We start from the raw sequence: 19,412 nt of genomic DNA on the forward strand, positions 1-19,412 counted from the left end.
CCTTTTTGCACATAGATATTGGGGGATGGTATCTAGGGGATGTACAGATTCAAAGTAAAAGTGCTTTGGAGTTAGAAGAGGAACATTCAGAAACCAAAGTCTTATTTTAGTGTAAATAGCCCTGTTAACATTGGTTTAGCTAAGGATATGGATGTGATCATGATCGTAATGAATAAAATGTATCGAGTTTTAGACGGTGATCGTAATCCTGATGCTTTATTGGACATTTATCATACGTGGGAAAAATATATTTAAAATTACCTTATAGAAAGGGATTACGGTGTGAAATCTAATTGAGTGGGAAGATCGGTAAAAAAGTATTTTAAATATTATACAAAGAACAGAGAGCCCTTAACATGTTAACGGCTCTCTTCGTCGTCTTCTGGCAAGTATTCGATCAGTTCACCAGGGAGTACGCCAAGGTTCTAAACCTAATTGAAACAGTTTCTCATAACAAGAGAAGTGCCATTTTACTAATTTGTATCATCCTCTACATACTCGATAACATCTTGAACATGGCAATCTAGAGCTTTACAGATTTTATCCAGCGTATCAAATTTCACACCGTCTGTTTCTTCGTTGTAAAGTTTGGTGATTCCGTTTCTATGTAATCCAGTCATGCGGGAAAGCTCGGCAATATTTATCCGTTTTTCACCCATAATACGGGAAAGATAAATCTTTATCATATTTTCCTCCAGCTTAATGCATTCTATAGTGTTAAAAAGAAACATCAAAGTATTGACAATAAACACTGTTGGATGTATTCTGAAAACAACAAAAGTAACACTGTAATGTGCATTTAGTTTGTTGAAATGTTATTTGTGAACGTCATAGTAATATGCTTATCGTATCAAAAGGTTTTGCAATTAGCAATTAATTATCGTTCAACAGCCTAGTTTGAAAAACTACCTGTAAAAGAAAGCTTATTGGCAAATAAGAAACTTTGAACAAAGGAATGGAGCGAGGATGTATGACAGAATCGGTAATAGAATTGGAGCGGGTATCCATGGTACAGGGGCCGTATGATTACCCTCATATGTATGAGATATTTGAAGGAGTTCTTTATGACTGTCAATATTTCTTTTACCTCGAAAATGGCATACTGTGTTTGCGCCATGTGAAGAAGGTGGAGCAGTCATATCATACGCATCTTTACCTGGATGGAGAGAGCGGAGGCTTGCAACTGGCAGAGGGTGTACAAGGGGAAGTTATGCAAGTTGTCACGGAGATTATCGAACGCTTACGCGCTAAGGATGGACTGACATTTTTATTCGATGAACTGCTGTGGTTATATGGTAGGGGCCCCATTGAATTAAACCTTCTTAAAAAAGGATGAAATGACTCCAGGCAGCAGGCAACTTGCTACAAAAAAATGATCCTAATGTTTTACATTATTGAATTTTCCAAATATGAAAAAAGGCTTATGATTTTAGCGAATGAATCAATTGATGACTAATAAATATAAGTGGGTCGTGAGTTAAGCTAATTAAGTCCTGCACAACAGCACTAACAGGAAAACTAAATCCCCAATCAGCTCCGAATAATATTTTTTGCTGTTGCTCAGATGTAGGTGGCTGAGGTTCTTCCAAGCCATATTGCTCTGCTAGTCTCTCTTTCGTTTTTTGATCTATGACAAGTTCATCCTGTGCAAAGGTATAGCACATAGGAATGCTTAATTGTACTAAAAAAAATAATAGTACTGCGGAAATGATTATTTTTTTGCTCTGCATGATTTATTAGCTCCTGTGATCTCAGATTTTAGGTTATATTTTTTATCAATCAATCTAAATAATTCCTTTACATCATTTTATCACCATATTATAATGATAAATAACAGCAACGATTTACATACACTGGTTTATCGGGGTATAGCGCAGCTAGGTAGCGCGCACCCTTGGGGTGGGTGAGGTCGTGGGTTCGAATCCCGCTACTCCGATTATAATCCAAATGTCCTGCTAGTGCGGATAGTGCACCTGCCGGGCATTTTTTTGTTTATTACATACTCTATCAGTCTTTGTCTCTACTTGGTTTTGACGAGCTAGTCGTAGACAACAAATGTATGTACTTGTGAAGTATTGAGGGGAGATAGGATGAAGCCACTTCTGCACGGGATTCGGAAGCAAAAGTGGCAAATCAACAATTCCTCAATGCTGCCATTTATGACTTTTTATTTTACCTATAGAGATTCCTGAAGGGTCTTAGAAGAAGTGCTGTAATCAGCATAACGGGGAAGCACAATAGTGTAATATATGCCTACCATAACGGTACAGACCCCAACTAATAAAAACAAAAGCTCAATTGAAATAAATGAAGGAAAGCTTACAGCAATGAAACCTAATGTAAGTGACTGGGACAGCATCATTAACGGATTAATCAAACCTTGCACACGTCCCATCATTTGAGGATCTACAATACGAGGCAGCCATCCTCCTATGCCGATGTTAATGAACGGAAGGATCAGTGCAATGACAAAATTGATAATCAGAAAAGCATAGAGGTGGTTAACAAATCCAAGTATGCACATACCTATTCCGGCAACCAGAACTCCGGCTGCAATCATTTGGTGTAGCTTTAGCTTGGCGGAGATGAGCGAAGCGATTAGGGTACCAAGTAACACACCAGCCCCAAAAATAATACCTGTCCAAACCATATACTGCTCATAGTTGCCTGGAGCTAGCTTATATTTAAGAATAAACATCGGTAAAACGCTAAAGCCACCATTTAAAATACCGAACATAAAAAAGCCTGAAACCAACCAAAGCAATAGTCTGTTACGTAATATGTAAAGAAACCCTTGTTTAAAATCGATCATGACAAGTTTGAATTTTAATTGTTTAAATTGATGTGCCCCGTTCGGAAGGCGTACTTCCTTGGGAATTTTGCAGGAACGAATAAGCAGTGCAGACACAATAAAAGAAACAGCATCAATGAGGATGGCTCCAGTAATTCCAAGGTGCCAGTAGACGACGGCCCCCAAAGTTCCTCCAAATAACATGAAAAGACTCCCCATCATTTGATTGAGGCCTGCGGCAATGGTGTAATCTTCTTCGTTTAATATCCCCTGTATAATGGCACTTTCGGCTGGGAAGAAAAATTTGGAGGCAGCACTACGGATGAAGAGAAGGGCAAATACCAAAGGAATCGAATCGACCCAAATAAAAATAAGTAAGCATAAAGATAAAAAAGCGCTAATCCAGTCACAATTAACAGCAATTTTTTGTCTGTCCATCCGATCTGCCAGCACTCCAACCACGAGAAATACTACCAACATCGGGAGCGAATACATTAACTCGGCAAGTGTTGCATAGTAAGGCTGATTTGTAAACCGTTTCAACAAATAAAACATGAATGCAGTAACCCCGATAATTCCCCCCATTTGTGAGGCGAAGGTTGCCAGAAAAAACCTGACATAATTCTTGTTTCTGAGTATTTGTTTTAGTCCAGTCACAGTTCCATCCCTTTCGCTTTCAAAGCGGTTTTTAGATGCCTAAGTAAAATAATAGTGAAAAGTAGGAAAATTGTACAGAAAAGTGACTTTAATGTCACTTTAAGTTTGAATTTGCATCGTAACGGCCATCTACCATTTTTAATTCTGCTGTCAACGATAATCATAGTGGGTTGGACTGGAAAGTTGTTTTTAACTCGTTTGGCGTAGTATGAGAGCAACATAACTTAAATAACCAGCCGTCGGTTGATATCCGGTGGCTGGTTATTTAAGTTGCCAAGTGTTTGATTCCTGAAATTAAATATCATCTCCATTGTGGTTTTGCCCATATTACCGATAACAAGCCTTACGGATAAGTTGTATGATCTGAAAGCGTTGTTAACTTTTTTTTGATTAGGATATCCTTTTATACCACATTCTAATCTTTAAATGATCAAGGCTGCAGAATTACAGAACAACCCGATTCATCTCATTTACGCATGGATATGTTGAGAAAAAGGAAATGCTCATAGCTAGAAAACTTTATACAATGGAAGAGAAATAAGCACTGTGAAATTCGACTTTTGATGATGGATTTCATATAATGTGAACATAGTGTGAATTACTCAAATTAAAGATTTAACAAAACATCAAAATGAAAATGATTTCCGTCCAGCTATGAATTTCAAAATTTGACGGAGGGAACGAGATGACAATGGAAGAGAGCAGCAGACAGGTACCTTGGCAGACGTATTACGGACCTAATCTAGGTTATGTGCAGGACCAGTATGAAAAGTATGTAGCGGACCCCGGAACAGTTGATCCGGCTTACCGCGAGCTGTTTGATCAATGGGGCGAGCCGCCACAATCCGAATATTCGGCTGCTTCCATGATAGACAACAAGTTGCAAGGCCCCCCTACAAGTGCTCTGGGGCACCTTGATTCAAACATATTACAGAAAGCGGTTACAGCGGGCAAAATGGTGTGGAATATCCGTGAATACGGACATTTGGCCGCCCAAATTGACCCACTGGGACTGGATGCAGAGCAGGATACACGTTTGCTTGATCCAGCATCTTACGGTTTAACTGAACAAGACCTGAAGGCTTTTCCAGCCTCTTTAATATGGGATAACGCTCCTGCGGGAACACTGAACGGGTGGGAAGCCATTCAACGGCTACGTGTAGCGTACACAGGACCGATTGCCTATGAATTTAGTCATATTCATAACGAGGAGGAACGTAGCTGGTTGAATAGCTATGCTGAATCCGGTTGGTCCTCCAAGCCGCTCACTACACAGGAACGCAAGTCATTGCTAGGCAGATTGGTAGAAGTAGAACAGTTCGAAGAGTTCTTGCATAAAACATTCGTCGGACAGAAGCGTTTTTCCATCGAGGGTAATGATGTGCTTGTCCCTGTACTCGACGAGATTATTCGTCTAACCACAAATGCAGGAGCAAGTCATGTCCTGATGGGGATGGCGCATCGCGGCCGTCTGAATGTATTGGCACATGTGCTGGGCAAGCCTTACAGCAAAATTTTCTCTGAATTTCATCACTCACCGAATAAGGATCTGATTCCGTCGGAAGGTTCTACGGGAATTAATTACGGCTGGACTGGGGATGTAAAATATCATCTGGGCGCGGATCGTTTTGTAAAAGATGGGGAAGCTGTGCAAGCCCGTCTGACGTTGGCGAACAACCCAAGTCACCTAGAATATGTCAATCCGGTTGTCCAAGGCTTTTCGCGCGCGGCGCAGGAAGACCGCAGTGAAGCAGGCTATCCGAAGCTGGATGTCAGCAAGGCAGCTACCATTATTATGCACGGTGATGCGGCGTTTCCGGGTGAAGGTATCGTAGCCGAATCACTCAATTTCACCAATTTGCGTGGCTTCCGTAATGGCGGTACAGTGCATATTATTGTGAACAATCGTCTGGGTTTTACGACAGAGAGTGTTGATTCACGTTCGACCCGTTATGCCAGCGATCTGGCTAAGGGCTACGAAATTCCGATTGTACACGTGAACGCGGATAATCCCGAGGCTTGTATTGCAGCGGCTCGTATGGCTGGCGAATACCGCAATCGTTTCAAGAAGGATTTTCTGATTGATCTGATTGGTTACCGTCGTTATGGTCACAATGAATCCGATGATCCGGAAACAACACAACCACTAGTGTATCGTAAGGTGAAGAATCATCCGACGGTTAGCAAATTGTATGCTCAAAAGCTGATGAAGCAGGGCATAGTTGATGAAGCATTTAGTACTGCTCTGATTGAGAAGGTCCAAAACCGACTGAAGGAAGCACATGAGCATGTGAAGAATCAACCAGAAGAGGAACCTGAATTTACAGCTGTGAAGGGGAAAAAAAATCAGAGCTCTCCGGTCCGTACTGCGGTTGAACTGAAAAAGCTGCGCCAAATCAATGAAAACTTGCTCAAATGGCCACAGGCTTTTCATGTATATCCGAAGCTGGAACGAATTTTACAACGTAGAAAAACAGCTCTGAACGAGGGTGAAAAGGTAGATTGGAGCTTGGCAGAGACGCTGGCTTTGGCCACCATTCTAGCAGACGGCAAGCCTATTCGTATGACAGGTCAGGATGCGGAGCGTGCTACTTTTGCTCACCGTAACCTTGTGCTGCATGAGCCCGAAACCGGGCGTACCCATTGCCCGCTGCATACATTGCCGGAAGCGCGTGCTTCGTTCAGTATTCATAACAGTCCATTGTCTGAGGCGTCAGTCCTCGGCTTCGAGTATGGCTATAACGTGTTTTCTCCCGAAACGTTGGTCATTTGGGAAGCGCAATTTGGCGATTTTGCCAACTGTGCGCAGGTTATTTTCGACCAATTCATTTCTGCTGGTCGTGCCAAATGGAGACAGAAATCCAGTCTGGTGATGCTATTGCCGCATGGTAGCGAAGGACAAGGACCTGAGCATACGAGTGCACGTCTGGAGCGTTTCCTCCAGCTGTCTGCACAAAATAACTGGACTGTCGCCAATTTGAGTAGCGCCTCACAGTATTTTCATCTGCTGCGCCGTCAGGCTGCATTAAGCGAAAGTGAGGAAGCTCGCCCGCTGGTGATGATGTCGCCGAAGAGCCTGATTCGCAACAATCGTGTTGCTTCGCCTGCTTCTGAATTCAGTGAGGGAACATTCCGTCCTGTGTTGGAGCAACCTGGTCTGGGATCACGTCCAGATCGGGTAGAGCGCATTGTATTGTGCAGTGGCAAGATTGCCATTGATCTGGAGGAAGCGTTGGAGAAAGATAAGAACGGGAATGAGGCAGAAGAGCACTTGCATATTATTCGTGTGGAGCAGCTCTATCCTTTCCCGGCAGAGGAAATTCGGAATATTTTCAATCGCTTCCCACATGTTAAGGAGTTCGTATGGGCTCAGGAAGAACCTAAAAATATGGGAGCCTGGAGTTATATGGAGCCTCGTCTGCGAGAGGTTGTGCCACAGGGAGCGGAAATTCGCTACGCAGGCAGACCGGATCGTTCCAGCCCGGCGAGTGGTTATCAGCAAGTACACAGCCTAGAACAACAGCGAATTATTCAATCGGCGTTGAAGCAGGATTCCAAAAACAATATTACACTGGGGAGGTAGCGGCTGTGAGCGACATTATAGTGCCAGCAATGGGAGAATCCATCACGGAAGGGACAATCTCCAAATGGCTTGTGAAGGAAGGAGATTCCGTAGGACAGGGAGATGTTCTACTGGAGCTGGAAACGGATAAGGTTAATCTGGAAATTAGTGCGGAAGAAGCAGGTGTGGTTCAGAAAATCCTTCGTCAGGAGGGGGATACTGTGGTTATCGGTGAAGCTGTTGGCTTGATCGGAAGCGGCAGTGGCGCGGAAGCAACCGGTGCCGGAGAAGCCGCAGCGACCCAAGCGCCTGAAGCGCCGTCCGTAGCAACTTCACCAACTTCCGTAGAAAGCAGCGGTAAGGCAGTAGAAAAGTCTGCGCCGCCAGTTCCCTCCAATAGTGACGGAAATGGTCAGACGGCATCACCATCCGCCCGGAAGCTGGCGCGTGAGCGCGGGATTAATCTGGAGCAGGTACAGGGAAAGGACCCGCTTGGACGTGTGTTCCAGGAGGACGTAAAAACGCATAATGGTGCTGAAGTATCACGTACAGCATCTGTACCTGCGCCTCCCGTTGCCAGCAAGTCTGTGTCACCGTCTCCAGCTCAAACAGAGTACAGCAAGCCTGTGGAGCGGCAGCGGATGTCCCGTCGGAGAGCGACGATTGCCAAGCGTCTTGTTGAAGCACAGCAAACAGCCGCCATGCTTACTACTTTTAATGAAGTGGATATGACCGCCATTCTTGATGTGCGTAAACGCCGTAAAGATAAGTTTAAGGAGAAACACGATGTAGGGTTGGGTTTTATGTCCTTCTTTACGAAGGCAGTGGTTGGCGCGCTCAAGCGCTTCCCTACTGTGAATGCAGAAATCAATGGCGATGATATCGTACTGAAAAAATACTATGATATTGGGATTGCTGTATCTGCTAAGGAAGGTTTGGTCGTTCCCGTTGTCCGGGATGCGGATCGTCTTGGTTTTGCTGAAATTGAGAAGAGCATTGCCGATTTGGCTAGCAAAGCTCGTTCCAATTCACTTTCTCTGGCAGACTTGCAAGGAGGAACCTTTACCATAACCAATGGAGGTATTTTCGGTTCCCTGCTGTCTACGCCAATTCTGAATACACCGCAAGTGGGTATTTTGGGAATGCATAAAATCCAACTTCGCCCGATTGCCATCGACGAGGAACGCATGGAAAATCGTCCAATGATGTATATCGCCTTGTCCTATGACCACCGTATTATTGATGGCAGCGAGGCGGTCCGGTTCCTGGTAACGGTCAAAGAATTGCTGGAAGATCCCGAATCATTGTTGCTGGAAGGATAAAAATAAATTAGGCGAGTGTATTTCCTCTGTACGTGCATGACAAAAGCAGACTCTTGCGGGTCTGCTTTTTTTCCTGCATAGTACTAACATAAGGCTATAGGCATTGCAGACATTCAGATATAGAGAAGGGCGGGAATTGTTTTGGACAAAGACTTGCGCTACCCGATTGGACCGTTCGTGGTTCCAGATACCATTACAGAAGAACAGCTGATCACATGGATCGACGACATTGCTGAATTGCCTGGACAACTGCGTCAGGCGGTCGAAGGACTGAATGAGCAACAACTAAATACGCCTTATCGCGAAGGAGGATGGACAATTCGACAGGTTGTTCATCATTTGGCAGACAGCCATATGAACAGTTATATCCGTTTTAAGCTGGCGCTGACCGAGGATACACCGACAATCAAACCCTATGATGAAGGGCGTTGGGCTGAAATACCAGATGCCAGAGAGCTTCCACTGGAACCTTCGTTGCAATTGCTGGAAGGACTGCATGCACGATGGGTGACCATGTTACGCTCGTTAGGGGAAGATCAGCTACACCGAACATTTATTCATCCTGAATCGGGCCAGACGATCCGCCTGGAACGAAACATTGGCATCTATGCCTGGCATGGCAAACATCACATAGCTCATATTACTTCCCTGAAAGAACGAAATGCATGGTAATAACTTAAAAATGATGCTCTGATGAAATATAAAGGAATACAAAAGAAACCTTTAAAGCCACTTTTATCGTGCTTTAAAGGTTTCTTTTGCTTATTCCTCACTAGGATGATGACTTGGGCGAAGCTGATAAAGAGGGCGCTTCGGAGGCTCCAGACAAAACCGAAACAGAGGTTGCTCCTGTGTTAATATGACGGTCGAGCCAGTCCACGATGTCACTCATTACCTCGTTACGATTGGTTTCATGCAACATCTCATGGCGACCGTCAGGATAAAGGCGATACTCCACGTCTTGAAGCTTCAGGCTTCGATACATATCCACTAGCGACAACACACCTTTTCCAAACAAGCCCACCGGATCACGATCCCCGGCAAAAATATAAACGGGCAGTTTTGGATTAATGTTTTGCAGCGAGGAAGGCCAGTGGATTTCTTGTAAAAGCCTGAAAAAATCGAGGAAAAAGCCTGTCGTGCAAATAGCTCCGCATAATGGGTCGTGCACGAACTGATCTACTTCCTCAGGATCACGGGACAGCCAGTCGAACGCTGTGCGCACCGGACGAAAGGCACGGTTAAAGCCGCCAAAGACCATAGCGTTGAGCAGCATGCTGCGATGATCCATTCCTTGCAGTTTGGCTTGCAGCAGGGCAACCTGCTCTCCGAGTTTCAGCAGACTACGTCGTCCGTTGGTCCCTGATAAAATAAACCCGTGATACGACTGCTGATCATCATACATAATTTTCTGGGTTAAAAAGGACCCCATGCTGTGACCCAGTAAAAAACGAGATTGATCAGGGAATTCCTTGGCCGCAATTTCGCCTAGCTCCAGCATGCCTTTTGCCATTCGATTGAATGCATTGGCTCCCGGCATACCGAGCTTATCAGGATCACCAGCTGTGCGTCCGTGGCCGATATGATCGTTGGCATACACACCGTAGCCAGAAGCGGTAAGTTTTTCGGCCAGCCGAATGTAGCGGTAGGACGTCTCACACATGCCATGCGAAACTTGAACGATTCCCTTGACGGGAACATTCTGCTCGGGTAGCCATCGGTAAGCAAAAAGCTCTGTTCCGTCATCTTCAGCGATGGTGAAGGTGTATTCCCGCATGATTAGACATCACATCCTTTAAGCTTTAAGGAAGATAAGATCTAAGTACGGTCATTCCGTCATTCAGTGTGTAACCGCCCAGATTAGCGGGGAGCAGGAAGCAATCTCCAGCTTTACAGGAAAGAGACTCCGTATTATTGTCCCATGTTATGGTTCCACTGCCTTCGCAAATCACAAGGATAGTGAAGCTGTCTTCCGTTGTAGAAAGTGTCCAACTTCCCTCTACGATACCCTTTTCCACAACAAAATACTCACAGGATGCCAGTTGGAGCCATTCTCCAGGCTGCAAGCCGTCCGTTTTCATCGTTGTTGCACCTGCACCTTCGTAAGAAGTTACATTAAGGGAGTCCTCGATGTGCAACTCACGAGGTTTGCCGTCCAGACCGGGGCGATTGTAGTCATATAAGCGATAGGTTGTATCCGAATTTTGCTGAATTTCAGCAACCACAACACCTGCACACAGTGCATGCACGGTTCCAGCGGGGATGAAGAATGTATCGCCTGCTTCAACTGGAACCTGACGCAAACTGCCCATGATATCTCCGCTTTCAAGAGCTGTACGCAGACTTTCACGGGTTACACCTTCGGTCAGACCATAAATAATTTTGGCATCCGGCTTGGCATCAAGCACGTACCACATTTCGGTTTTTCCTAATTCTCCTGCTGGAAGTCCAGCGTAATCATCCGTCGGATGCACCTGAACGGATAAGTCATCGTTGCAATCCAGTAGCTTGATCAAAAGTGGAAAACGTCCGCCTTTTTTCGATACGCCCTTTGCGCCAAGCCAATCCTGTCCGTAGGTCTGGCGGATTTCATCCAGTCCTTTTCCAGCCAGCTCGCCATTGATAACCGTTGTTGTTCCATTTGGATGATCGGCAATCATCCATCCTTCACCAATATGTCCTTCTGGTGGGGTCAGACCAAATTGTTCTAAGGCTCGTCCTCCCCAAACTCTCTCTTTGAACTCAGGTTGAAATTGCAGCGGGTATGGCTTTAGCATGATTTCTCTCCTCCATAATGAGTAATGAGTACGATCTAACAGAATCAGGCAATCAAAACGTGCCGCTGGGCAATAGACCAGGATGAATAGACCCATATGGCGCTAAAAATATATGTAAGGCGGCTAAGAAAGTCGCTCATTACCAAATATGCGAGTTTAACAACCCGACATTATTTCTTTTCAACCGCGACTACGTAAGGCGAAGCGTCTCGTTGTAATTGACGGTAAATAATGCTTTGACCGCTGGAGACTGGGAGGGCAGAAGCCCATTGAAGAACCGCTTCCGCTTCTTCCCTGCCTCCGGCGTGTCCTGGATATAATACGGCAGTCAAAATACCGCGCGGGCGCAGCAAATGCAAGGCAGCTTCAAGTGCGACGAGCGTGCTGTCTGTATGTGTGATGACCGTAAGATCGGCGCCTTCGGACGGCAAGTAGCCAAGGTTAAACATGACCGCAGCCACTTTACCATGCAGCAGATCTGGAACGGCCTCCCGCATTTGCTCATGGCCTTGCAGCAATAGTGATACTTCTGCTAATGAAGAGGAAGAATCTTCTTCTAGCCGACGACGAGCGTAATCCAAAGCTGCCTGCTGGATATCGAACCCATAGACGCGGCCCCGTTTGCCAGCAGCTTTAGCCAGAAACAACGTATCGGCTCCTGTGCCGACAGTGGCGTCTATAGCAGTATCGCCTGGCTGCACCCGCGCAGCTACTAATTGATGAGCATAGCTCAGAACAGACAGGAATCCCATTTAAGATTTCCTCCAGTATTTTCCCTGCCACGTTTCACGTGATTTTAGTTCATTATCAATGCCGTTAAGCACTTCCCATTTTTTAAGCGACCACATAGGCCCCATCAGTAAATCACGTGGTGCATCTCCGGTCAACCGATGAACGATCATTTCAGGGGGTAAAAACTCCAGGGTATCTACAATGAGCTTAATGTACTCGTCCTTTTCCAGAAAGCGTAGCAATCCGGCTTCGTACTGCTTGACCATTGGCGTTTTACGCATGAGATGCAGGAGATGGATTTTGATGCCCTGCACATCCATAGCAGCTACTGCACGTCCTGTATCGAGCATCATTTCATGCGTCTCCTGCGGTAGACCATAAATGATGTGGGCGCACACACGGATATTCCGCTTACGTAGCTTTTCTACAGCATCCAGATAGCACTGAGTATCATGAGCACGATTAATCAGCTCAGAGGTCGATTCATGGACAGTTTGCAGGCCCATTTCGACCCACAGGTACGTGCGTTCGTTCAGCTCGGCTAGATAATCGACTACATCATCAGGCAGGCAATCGGGACGTGTAGCGATGGACAGACCGACAACACCGGGCTGTTCCAAAATAACCTCGAAATATTCTCGTAGTTCCTCAACCGGGGCATACGTATTGGTGTAGGCTTGAAAATAGCCAATATATTTAGCATTGGGCCATTTTAAATGCTGGCGATCCCGAATCGTATTGAACTGGGTGACCAAATCATCGCGGCGACGTCCGGCAAAATCACCTGATCCGCGTGCACTACAAAAGGTACAACCCCCTTTGGCAATGGATCCATCGCGATTTGGACAAGTAAAACCCGCATCCAGCATGACTTTAAACACTTTATTTTGAAATTGCTCGCGCATTTCGTAATTCCATGTATGGAACCGTTTATCTCCCCACAGGAGAGGAGCAGGCAACAAATCTGTTTTCATGGGAGGACTCCTTTTTTTACGATCACCCTATTGTAACAAAATTCAATCTTAAATGGGAATCACTTGACCGAGAAAGTCATTAAAAAGTGCGGATTTTATCGCTTTCCGGATTGAAAAAGGTTACACAATATGTTATATTGTAAGCGGTACCAGACATATGATAAAAGGACTGTTTTTAATCCTGAAGATAAAAAGTTATCAGCTGCTAATGATTATTCTTCAGGGAGGCAGCTATGCTGTTTCTATCGCCTGCTTTAGGGGAAGTGCACGTCGGTTCCATCACAAATAACCCGTGAGGTGATCTTTTATGAATACGCAGGATAAGACGCGTATGGATAAAGTTACTGTTGAGTTAACCTTTGATGAGGCGTTAGCATTGACTGGTGTCCGTTTTGGGCAGGATCGTCAGATTGGAACGGCTGCACGTCAAAAAATCAGAGCCGCTTGCCAAAAGACAATTGATTTTTCACCTGCTGATGGGGTAGACTATGAACAATTAAACTAGTTGGACCCCAATCCAAATATATTGAAAAAGGAATTTCATTTCCGTATCTTCAAGCGGGGGTGGAATTCCTTTTTCCTTGATAACAGAGCATATGGAGGAGTAACATGCGTTTACGCGGAAGAAAAGGAATACGTGAAAGTCTGGAAGAACAGCAAGATCTGGTCATCTTGGAGCCATCACAGTATAAGGGGAATTGGCAGCAGCTTTTTGGTAATGATCGCCCCATTCATGTGGAATTTGGTATGGGGAAAGGGCAATTTATAAGCCAAATGAGCTACCGAAATCCAGAGGTTAACTATATCGGCTTTGATATGTATGATGAGCTGGTTCGCCGTGCTACGGAAAAGTCCCGCCTGGCCTGGAGTGATTCAGAGGTTGTTACACCGCCCAATATCAAATTGGCACTGGCAAACATCGAACAGATCGAGAATGTTTTCGAACCAGGGGAAGTAGAACGCATTTATCTGAATTTTAGCGATCCCTGGCCTAAAGCCAAGCATGCTCGCCGTCGTTTGACGCATCCGCGTTTTTTGGACAAGTATCGTCAGCTTTTGAATAGCAGAGGACAAATTCATTTTAAGACGGATTCGGAGACATTGTTTGAGTTTTCTCTGAATTCATTCGCTGACAGCGGTCTGCAAATGACGAATATTTCGTTAAACCTTCATCGTGATGGAATCAATGAGGAGCATGTCATGACGGAATATGAACAAAAGTTCATGGGTAAAGGTATGAATATTCATCGCGTCGAGGTGCTGATTGGTAAAGACGCTTTGGAAGAGTACGGAAAAACACGGCTTGAAAAATACGGAAAGTAAAAGCAGACAAAATAAATAAAGTAAACAAGACAGGGTGCTTCCTTTTAGGAAAGCACCCTGTTCGGTTCCAGTATATCCAAAATACTCTGTGCGCTCTGAAGAGGATAATATCGCGCTATATTATGAATGTGCTCCTGTCGCTTGCGAACGATTTCTGGAAAATCGTATAGCAGTCGGTTCATCCATTTAACGACAACATCCAGCGAAGTAATCGGTTCTCCGAAGCCTTGAGCCGTAAAATACTGACAATTTTCCTCCTCCTGTCCAGGGAGAGGCTTGTGAAACAGCATCGGAATCCCTTTGGCCAACCCCTCGGTGCATGTCATTCCGCCGGGTTTGGTAATGAGCAAATTCGATACTTCCATTAATTTGTCGATTTCCCGTGTGAATCCGAAAATATGAATATTTGGATGATTAAACCGGGGATCTAGCTCCATTTTACGACGAATTTTATCATTATGCCCCAAACAAAAAATAAATTGAATCTTTTCTCTCCAATCGGTAAGTGAACGATGTATAAATTCGTCATTCATCAGGCCCCAGCCGCCGCCCATAACAAGTACTGTCGGGATGGGTTTAAGTCCAAATTGTTCTCTGATTTCATCGTGCCCTGGATGTTCCCAAAAATTGGGATGCACCGGAATGCCGGTCACCTGGATTTTTGATACGGGTACTCCACGCGCGCGCAGCTTACGCATGACTTCAGGCGTAGATACAAAGTACCGGTCAACCTCAGGACTAATCCATGTTCCATGTGCATCGTAGTCTGTTATGACGGTACACAGCGGGACATGTAGACCTAAGCGCTTCAAACGTGAAATGACCGCGCTTGGGATGGGGTGAGTACATACCACCAAATCGGGACGAAGCTGCCGAAGAATATTTCGGGTCTGTGTGTAGAACAGACGGTGCAAAGCGAGCGTTGTAAGACGGTTTAATGATTTTTTGTATTGATGACGGTAAACCAATCCGACTAGGCGAGGCTGCGATACAACAGTCTTCTTGTATGCTGTAATAATGAGCGGGGCCATTCTCGGATTCAAAAAGCTCCCCAGCTCCAGCACTCTTGTCTGCACATCCGGAGAAAGCTTCCGCAAGCTGCTTGAGAGCGCGTAGGCAGCTTGAGTATGTCCGGCACCGAAACCTTCCGATAATAATAACACTCGTTTTTTAGCCACTCTCATTTCACCTGTTCCTGCTGGGATGTTCTCAATCATACCATATCGGCTTTAAGGCCAGAATGCAACCGTTCCTATTGCTGCAGACGTTCCGATGACTGCTCCTGCAAGTACATCCGTGGGATAGTGAAGCCCCAGATAAATTCGAGAAAAACCTACAATTATCGCTACTGGCAACAGCAACAGTGCTAGCATGGGTGACTGCAGCATAAAAGGAACGGTAGCCGAAAAAATTGCGGTCGTGTGTCCTGAGGGAAAAGAATGATCCGACAGGGGATTGCGAAATGTATTCGTACCTGGTAGCGCCAAGTACGGACGTATCCGCGGATACAGCTTTTTAACGATAGCCACGGGGATGTGACTGACCGCAAGAGCGATAGCTCCTTTCATGCCGGAATCTTTCCATGGATACGGAGCGAGCCACCAGATAAGAAGCGTAGAGGCTATAGTAAAGGTAGCGCCGCCTAAATGTGTGAGATAGTACAGCCAAAAGTTCAAAAAACGGTTGTGTAAGCGCCCGTTGATCCATTTGAACAATCGCTGCTCCAGATTTACAAGTTTTACGACTAGACGTTGCATTTGGTTTCCTCCGGTTGCCGGTTCAGGTCTGTCGGCAAATATTTTGAATCAATTTGACAGAATCAGATCTAAGTAATTATTCTCTTGCTCTCATCATATTTTTAAACGCTGTTCATTTCAAGAATCACCACTTATCTGGTTCAATTCTACACAAAAATGTTAATGGAATATAAGCAGTATTGTATAACTTTCTTTGCGTTCATCCGTCTAATAAGATAGAGTGATTAGAAGTGGTTGCTAATTGGCCCACAAAAAGGAGGGACCAAAGAAATAAAAAGTTAGCAAATGGATGAAAATAAGACCTAAGCGTCATGAATGAAAGGTCCAGCGCCGCATTCTCGGTTCAAACGGGAATTTGTCGTGTTTTTTTGCTGCTGAGACCCGTTTAGGGGCTTTGACAAAAGATTGAAAACCAACGAAAATCGTAATGGCATTCCTGTGTCAGCCAAAAGGGGGCTGCGCAGAGCCGAAAGAAGAAAGCAAGGGTCGGGTCAAAACTACAGAAAAGGCGCACAAAGCGCCGCAACTTGCGCTACACAGATAGAAAACAGACAAACGCAAGATTTTTAAAGGGGTATAAAAAGGGGGTAACAAGAGATCATGTTAGACGCTATTTTTGTGACGCTCCAGATTATACTGGCGTTGATCGCAGTCTATCAGTTTGCATTCTCCTTGTTCGGATTGGTTCGCAAGAAAAGGAAAGAGCAGGCGGCTCCAGAAAAATCATTTGCCATTTTAGTCGCTGCCCACAATGAAGAACAAGTTGTCGGAGCATTGATGGAAAATCTCAAGCAGCTTGACTATCCAAAGGAGCTGTACGACGTATTCGTAATCTGTGATAACTGCACAGATAAGACAGCGGACATCGTTCGTGCTCATGGCATGAATGCATGTGAACGTACGAATCCGAATTTGCGTGGTAAAGGCTATGCTATTGAGTGGATGCTCAAGGAGCTATGGGCTATGCCGCGTCAATATGATGCCATTGTCATGTTTGACGCTGACAATTTGGCGCATACCAATTTCTTGAGCGAAATGAACAATGACTTGTGCTCAGGCGCCCGTGTTATCCAGGGATACATTGATACTAAGAATCCTGAGGACTCTTGGATCACAGCCGCATACGGGGTATCTTATTGGTACATCAACCGTTTGTGGCAGTTGTCACGTCACAACCTGAATATGGCTAATTTCCTCGGTGGTACAGGCATGTGCTTTGAAACAAATCTGCTCAAGGAAATGGGCTGGGGTGCAACAAGTCTGGTAGAGGATTTGGAATTCACTATGCGTTGTACACAACGCAACGTATATCCAAGATTTAATTACGATGCCAAGGTTTATGATGAGAAGCCGTTGACGTTCAAAGCTTCGTCCAGACAGCGTCTGCGCTGGATGCAAGGTCACTTTACGGTTGCTCGTCGTTATTTCTTCCCATTGTTGTGGCAGAGTATCAAGCATAGAAGCCTGATTAAATTCGATATGGCTCTTTATGGTCTAAACGTGTATATCGTACTGTTTACCTTCTTGATGACAGTAGCGATGTGGGTAGATATTGCATTATTTGGTGGACCCAATATTGAAAATATCTACGTACAATTCCCTGCTTGGACCGGTTTTGTGGCTGTGGGGTTGAATATTGTTACCTTTTTGATCGCGATGATCTTGGAAAAGGTCACGTTCAAAAAAGTATATTTGTACTTGCTGCTGTTCCCGGTCTATCTGATTTCGTGGTATCCGATTACGTTCTATGCGTTCTTTACACAGAACAACAAGCAATGGAGCCACACCCAGCATACGCGTGTCGTTCGTCTGGAAGAGGTTCAGAGCAAGCAAGGTTAATGGACGATAAAGTAAAACTTTGTGTCCTACAGAGGCTGGGCTTCAACTGTTTTTATAAAAGTGTTGACGACTCAGTAGTAACATGATATGATATTTGAGTATGTTAATTGAAAAGTATGGATTAACAAGTAGAAGGACCGACTTCTCACCTGTCCGGTATTGCCGGCTGGTCATGATCCAATGATTTGTGAATTGAACTTTCATGATGAATTGAGTATCAGACAGGGATGTCGGCTGCATAGTCGTCATCCCTTTTTTGTGCTTAAACACAATACAACAATAACAGGTTCTGGAGGTGGAGGGTTATTAGTAAGGAACATATGATCAATGATGAGATTCGAGTGAGAGAAGTACGTCTGGTTGGTGCAAACGGGGAACAAATCGGGATTAAACCGACTCGTGAAGCTTTGCAAATGGCGATTGATGCAAACTTGGATCTCGTGAACGTGGCGCCTCAAGCGAAGCCGCCCGTGTGTCGGATTATGGATTACGGAAAATTCCGCTATGAGCAACAAAAGAAAGAAAAGGAAGCCCGTAAAAACCAGAAGATCGTTGACATCAAAGAGGTATGGTTCCGTTCCAACATCGAGGAACATGACTACCAAACCAAGTTTCGCAATGTGGTGAAGTTCCTGAATGAAGGGGACAAGGTGAAATGCTCTGTTCGTTTCCGTGGTCGCGAAATTACCCATGCTAATGTGGGTCAAAAAATTCTCGAACGTGTGAAAACGGAAGTTGCTGATCTTTGTACCGTGGAGCGCCAACCCAAGCTCGAAGGACGCAGCATGATTATGATATTGGCTCCAAAGAGTCAATGACAAATTAAGGAGGAAGTTCAATGCCAAAAATGAAAACACATAGCAGCCTTAAAGGCCGCTTCAAAATTACCGGTACTGGTAAAGTAACGCGTTACAAAGCTTACAGAAACCACTTGCTTTCCCACAAATCCAAACGTGCAAAACGCGTTCTGGGTACTAACCCTGAGATGGCACCTGGGGACGTTAGACGTTTGAAACAAGGTCTTGCTAACCTGAAATAGCATAAGCACGGCAATAAATAAAGTATAAACATTATTTGGGAGGTCTTTTGATATGGCAAGAGTAAAGGGCGGATTCGTCGTTCGTCGTCGTCATAAAAAAGTATTGAAGCTTGCTAAAGGTTATTTTGGTTCCAAACACCGCATTTTTAAAACAGCTAACGAGCAGGTAATGAAATCGCTTGTTTACGCATACCGTGACCGTCGTCAGACGAAACGTAACTTCCGCAGACTGTGGATCGTGCGTATCAACGCAGCAGCTCGTTTGAATGGTTTGTCTTACAGCAAATTGATGCACGGTCTGAAATTGGCTGGTGTAGACATTAACCGTAAAATCTTGGCTGATCTTGCAGTCAATGATATTAATGCATTCAACTCTTTGGCAACTGTTGCTAAAGGTAAAATCAACGCTTAATTAAGGCGTGAAAACCACGGAAGTGGTAACAAAGGTGTCCCGAGCAGTACGCTGTGTAGGGACGCCTTTTTTTGTACATACTTAACATTAAAAAAGACTTCATTTTCTTCAAAATACGAATAAATATGACGTATGATGATAGAATGTATGGTTTTTTTAACTTTGTAACGCTTACATTTTTGAAATTCTAAAAAAAATTGACCCAAGGTTATTAATTGTCTAGATTT

The 19,412-nt window shown here is 44.7% G+C and carries 19 protein-coding genes and 1 tRNA gene; 11 read left to right on the forward strand and 9 right to left on the reverse strand.

The window, feature by feature from the left end; genetic code table 11:
• Positions 1-473: 473 nt before the first annotated feature.
• Positions 474-686, reverse strand: a complete 213-nt coding sequence (locus MMB75_RS08250) for a helix-turn-helix domain-containing protein (RefSeq protein WP_045243986.1) — start codon at positions 684-686, stop codon at positions 474-476.
• 284 nt (positions 687-970) lie between these two features.
• Between MMB75_RS08250 and MMB75_RS08255 the strand changes: the two genes are divergently transcribed.
• Entirely contained in the window at positions 971-1,336 is a 366-nt protein-coding gene (locus MMB75_RS08255; RefSeq protein ID WP_019686635.1) for a hypothetical protein, read from the forward strand.
• 85 nt (positions 1,337-1,421) lie between these two features.
• Here the strand turns inward: MMB75_RS08255 and MMB75_RS08260 are convergent, their stop codons facing one another.
• Positions 1,422-1,730 (reverse strand): hypothetical protein, encoded by a 309-nt coding sequence (locus MMB75_RS08260; RefSeq protein WP_031463148.1) that lies wholly within the window; start codon positions 1,728-1,730, stop codon positions 1,422-1,424.
• Between the two features lie 132 nt (positions 1,731-1,862).
• On the opposite strand from MMB75_RS08260, the gene MMB75_RS08265 reads away from it, so the two are divergent.
• A tRNA-Pro gene (locus MMB75_RS08265) sits at positions 1,863-1,936 on the forward strand.
• A gap of 240 nt (positions 1,937-2,176) precedes the next feature.
• Here the strand turns inward: MMB75_RS08265 and MMB75_RS08270 are convergent.
• Positions 2,177-3,448 carry an MFS transporter gene (locus tag MMB75_RS08270; protein WP_016820590.1) on the reverse strand — a complete coding sequence of 424 codons (1,272 nt, stop codon included), beginning with the start codon at positions 3,446-3,448 and terminating at the stop codon, positions 2,177-2,179.
• A 685-nt stretch (positions 3,449-4,133) separates the two neighbouring features.
• Here MMB75_RS08270 and MMB75_RS08275 point away from each other — a divergent pair.
• From MMB75_RS08275 to MMB75_RS08285, 3 genes are all read left to right on the forward strand, one after another.
• Positions 4,134-7,031 carry a 2-oxoglutarate dehydrogenase E1 component gene (locus tag MMB75_RS08275; protein WP_016820587.1) on the forward strand — a complete coding sequence of 966 codons (2,898 nt, stop codon included), beginning with the start codon at positions 4,134-4,136 and terminating at the stop codon, positions 7,029-7,031.
• Between the two features lie 5 nt (positions 7,032-7,036).
• The gene (gene odhB / locus MMB75_RS08280; RefSeq protein ID WP_045243985.1) at positions 7,037-8,332 is read left to right on the forward strand and encodes a 2-oxoglutarate dehydrogenase complex dihydrolipoyllysine-residue succinyltransferase; all 1,296 of its coding nucleotides are present in this window, start codon (positions 7,037-7,039) and stop codon (positions 8,330-8,332) included.
• A gap of 141 nt (positions 8,333-8,473) precedes the next feature.
• Positions 8,474-9,004, forward strand: a complete 531-nt coding sequence (locus MMB75_RS08285; protein WP_016820583.1) for a YfiT family bacillithiol transferase — start codon at positions 8,474-8,476, stop codon at positions 9,002-9,004.
• A gap of 100 nt (positions 9,005-9,104) precedes the next feature.
• On the opposite strand, the gene MMB75_RS08290 is transcribed toward MMB75_RS08285, so the two are convergent.
• From MMB75_RS08290 to mnmL, 4 genes are all read right to left on the reverse strand, one after another.
• A complete protein-coding gene (locus MMB75_RS08290; protein ID WP_019686637.1) occupies positions 9,105-10,109 on the reverse strand; it encodes an alpha/beta fold hydrolase in 1,005 nt (334 codons plus the stop codon).
• A 25-nt stretch (positions 10,110-10,134) separates the two neighbouring features.
• Positions 10,135-11,109 (reverse strand): type I phosphomannose isomerase catalytic subunit, encoded by a 975-nt coding sequence (locus MMB75_RS08295; RefSeq protein ID WP_019686638.1) that lies wholly within the window; start codon positions 11,107-11,109, stop codon positions 10,135-10,137.
• 170 nt (positions 11,110-11,279) lie between these two features.
• On the reverse strand, positions 11,280-11,861 hold the full coding sequence (mnmM, locus tag MMB75_RS08300) for a tRNA 5-(aminomethyl)-2-thiouridylate-methyltransferase MnmM (protein ID WP_044785870.1): 582 nt from the start codon (positions 11,859-11,861) through the stop codon (positions 11,280-11,282).
• A complete protein-coding gene (gene mnmL, locus MMB75_RS08305) occupies positions 11,862-12,815 on the reverse strand; it encodes a tRNA modification radical SAM protein MnmL/YtqA (protein WP_013370065.1) in 954 nt (317 codons plus the stop codon).
• Between the two features lie 307 nt (positions 12,816-13,122).
• On the opposite strand from mnmL, the gene MMB75_RS08310 reads away from it, so the two are divergent.
• Entirely contained in the window at positions 13,123-13,320 is a 198-nt protein-coding gene (locus MMB75_RS08310; protein WP_013370066.1) for a hypothetical protein, read from the forward strand.
• Between the two features lie 104 nt (positions 13,321-13,424).
• Positions 13,425-14,138: a tRNA (guanosine(46)-N7)-methyltransferase TrmB gene (trmB, locus tag MMB75_RS08315; RefSeq protein WP_016820575.1), complete on the forward strand. Its 714-nt coding sequence runs from the start codon at positions 13,425-13,427 to the stop codon at positions 14,136-14,138.
• 44 nt (positions 14,139-14,182) lie between these two features.
• On the opposite strand, the gene MMB75_RS08320 is transcribed toward trmB, so the two are convergent.
• On the reverse strand, positions 14,183-15,316 hold the full coding sequence (locus MMB75_RS08320; RefSeq protein ID WP_404925993.1) for an MGDG synthase family glycosyltransferase: 1,134 nt from the start codon (positions 15,314-15,316) through the stop codon (positions 14,183-14,185).
• Between the two features lie 51 nt (positions 15,317-15,367).
• Positions 15,368-15,895: a phosphatase PAP2 family protein gene (locus tag MMB75_RS08325; RefSeq protein ID WP_013370069.1), complete on the reverse strand. Its 528-nt coding sequence runs from the start codon at positions 15,893-15,895 to the stop codon at positions 15,368-15,370.
• Between the two features lie 600 nt (positions 15,896-16,495).
• Here MMB75_RS08325 and MMB75_RS08330 point away from each other — a divergent pair.
• From MMB75_RS08330 to rplT, 4 genes are all read left to right on the forward strand, one after another.
• A complete protein-coding gene (locus MMB75_RS08330; RefSeq protein WP_017426627.1) occupies positions 16,496-17,734 on the forward strand; it encodes a glycosyltransferase family 2 protein in 1,239 nt (412 codons plus the stop codon).
• Positions 17,735-18,054: 320 nt separating this feature from the next.
• Entirely contained in the window at positions 18,055-18,552 is a 498-nt protein-coding gene (gene infC / locus MMB75_RS08335; protein ID WP_007429515.1) for a translation initiation factor IF-3, read from the forward strand.
• Between the two features lie 20 nt (positions 18,553-18,572).
• Positions 18,573-18,773, forward strand: a complete 201-nt coding sequence (gene rpmI / locus MMB75_RS08340; RefSeq protein ID WP_007429516.1) for a 50S ribosomal protein L35 — start codon at positions 18,573-18,575, stop codon at positions 18,771-18,773.
• A gap of 52 nt (positions 18,774-18,825) precedes the next feature.
• Complete coding sequence (gene rplT, locus MMB75_RS08345; RefSeq protein WP_007429517.1) at positions 18,826-19,185, forward strand: 50S ribosomal protein L20; 360 nt, start codon at positions 18,826-18,828, stop codon at positions 19,183-19,185.
• Positions 19,186-19,412 lie beyond the last annotated feature (227 nt).

It is taken from the genome of Paenibacillus sp. P2(2022), assembly GCF_029522175.1.
In the GTDB taxonomy this organism is placed as follows: Bacteria; Bacillota; Bacilli; order Paenibacillales; family Paenibacillaceae; genus Paenibacillus; species Paenibacillus polymyxa.

What these genes read in the sequence shown, in the direction of transcription:
- mnmL (WP_013370065.1), bottom strand. Translation starts at nt 12,815, where the DNA reads ATGAAAACAGATTTGTTGCCTGCTCCTCTCCTGTGGGGAGATAAACGG.
- MMB75_RS08310 (WP_013370066.1), top strand. Translation starts at nt 13,123, where the DNA reads ATGAATACGCAGGATAAGACGCGTATGGATAAAGTTACTGTTGAGTTA.
- MMB75_RS08255 (WP_019686635.1), top strand. Translation starts at nt 971, where the DNA reads ATGACAGAATCGGTAATAGAATTGGAGCGGGTATCCATGGTACAGGGG.
- MMB75_RS08295 (WP_019686638.1), bottom strand. Translation starts at nt 11,109, where the DNA reads ATGCTAAAGCCATACCCGCTGCAATTTCAACCTGAGTTCAAAGAGAGA.
- MMB75_RS08290 (WP_019686637.1), bottom strand. Translation starts at nt 10,109, where the DNA reads ATGCGGGAATACACCTTCACCATCGCTGAAGATGACGGAACAGAGCTT.
- MMB75_RS08275 (WP_016820587.1), top strand. Translation starts at nt 4,134, where the DNA reads ATGACAATGGAAGAGAGCAGCAGACAGGTACCTTGGCAGACGTATTAC.
- mnmM (WP_044785870.1), bottom strand. Translation starts at nt 11,861, where the DNA reads ATGGGATTCCTGTCTGTTCTGAGCTATGCTCATCAATTAGTAGCTGCG.
- MMB75_RS08260 (WP_031463148.1), bottom strand. Translation starts at nt 1,730, where the DNA reads ATGCAGAGCAAAAAAATAATCATTTCCGCAGTACTATTATTTTTTTTA.
- infC (WP_007429515.1), top strand. Translation starts at nt 18,055, where the DNA reads ATGATCAATGATGAGATTCGAGTGAGAGAAGTACGTCTGGTTGGTGCA.
- rpmI (WP_007429516.1), top strand. Translation starts at nt 18,573, where the DNA reads ATGCCAAAAATGAAAACACATAGCAGCCTTAAAGGCCGCTTCAAAATT.
- MMB75_RS08250 (WP_045243986.1), bottom strand. Translation starts at nt 686, where the DNA reads ATGATAAAGATTTATCTTTCCCGTATTATGGGTGAAAAACGGATAAAT.
- trmB (WP_016820575.1), top strand. Translation starts at nt 13,425, where the DNA reads ATGCGTTTACGCGGAAGAAAAGGAATACGTGAAAGTCTGGAAGAACAG.
- MMB75_RS08330 (WP_017426627.1), top strand. Translation starts at nt 16,496, where the DNA reads ATGTTAGACGCTATTTTTGTGACGCTCCAGATTATACTGGCGTTGATC.
- rplT (WP_007429517.1), top strand. Translation starts at nt 18,826, where the DNA reads ATGGCAAGAGTAAAGGGCGGATTCGTCGTTCGTCGTCGTCATAAAAAA.
- MMB75_RS08325 (WP_013370069.1), bottom strand. Translation starts at nt 15,895, where the DNA reads ATGCAACGTCTAGTCGTAAAACTTGTAAATCTGGAGCAGCGATTGTTC.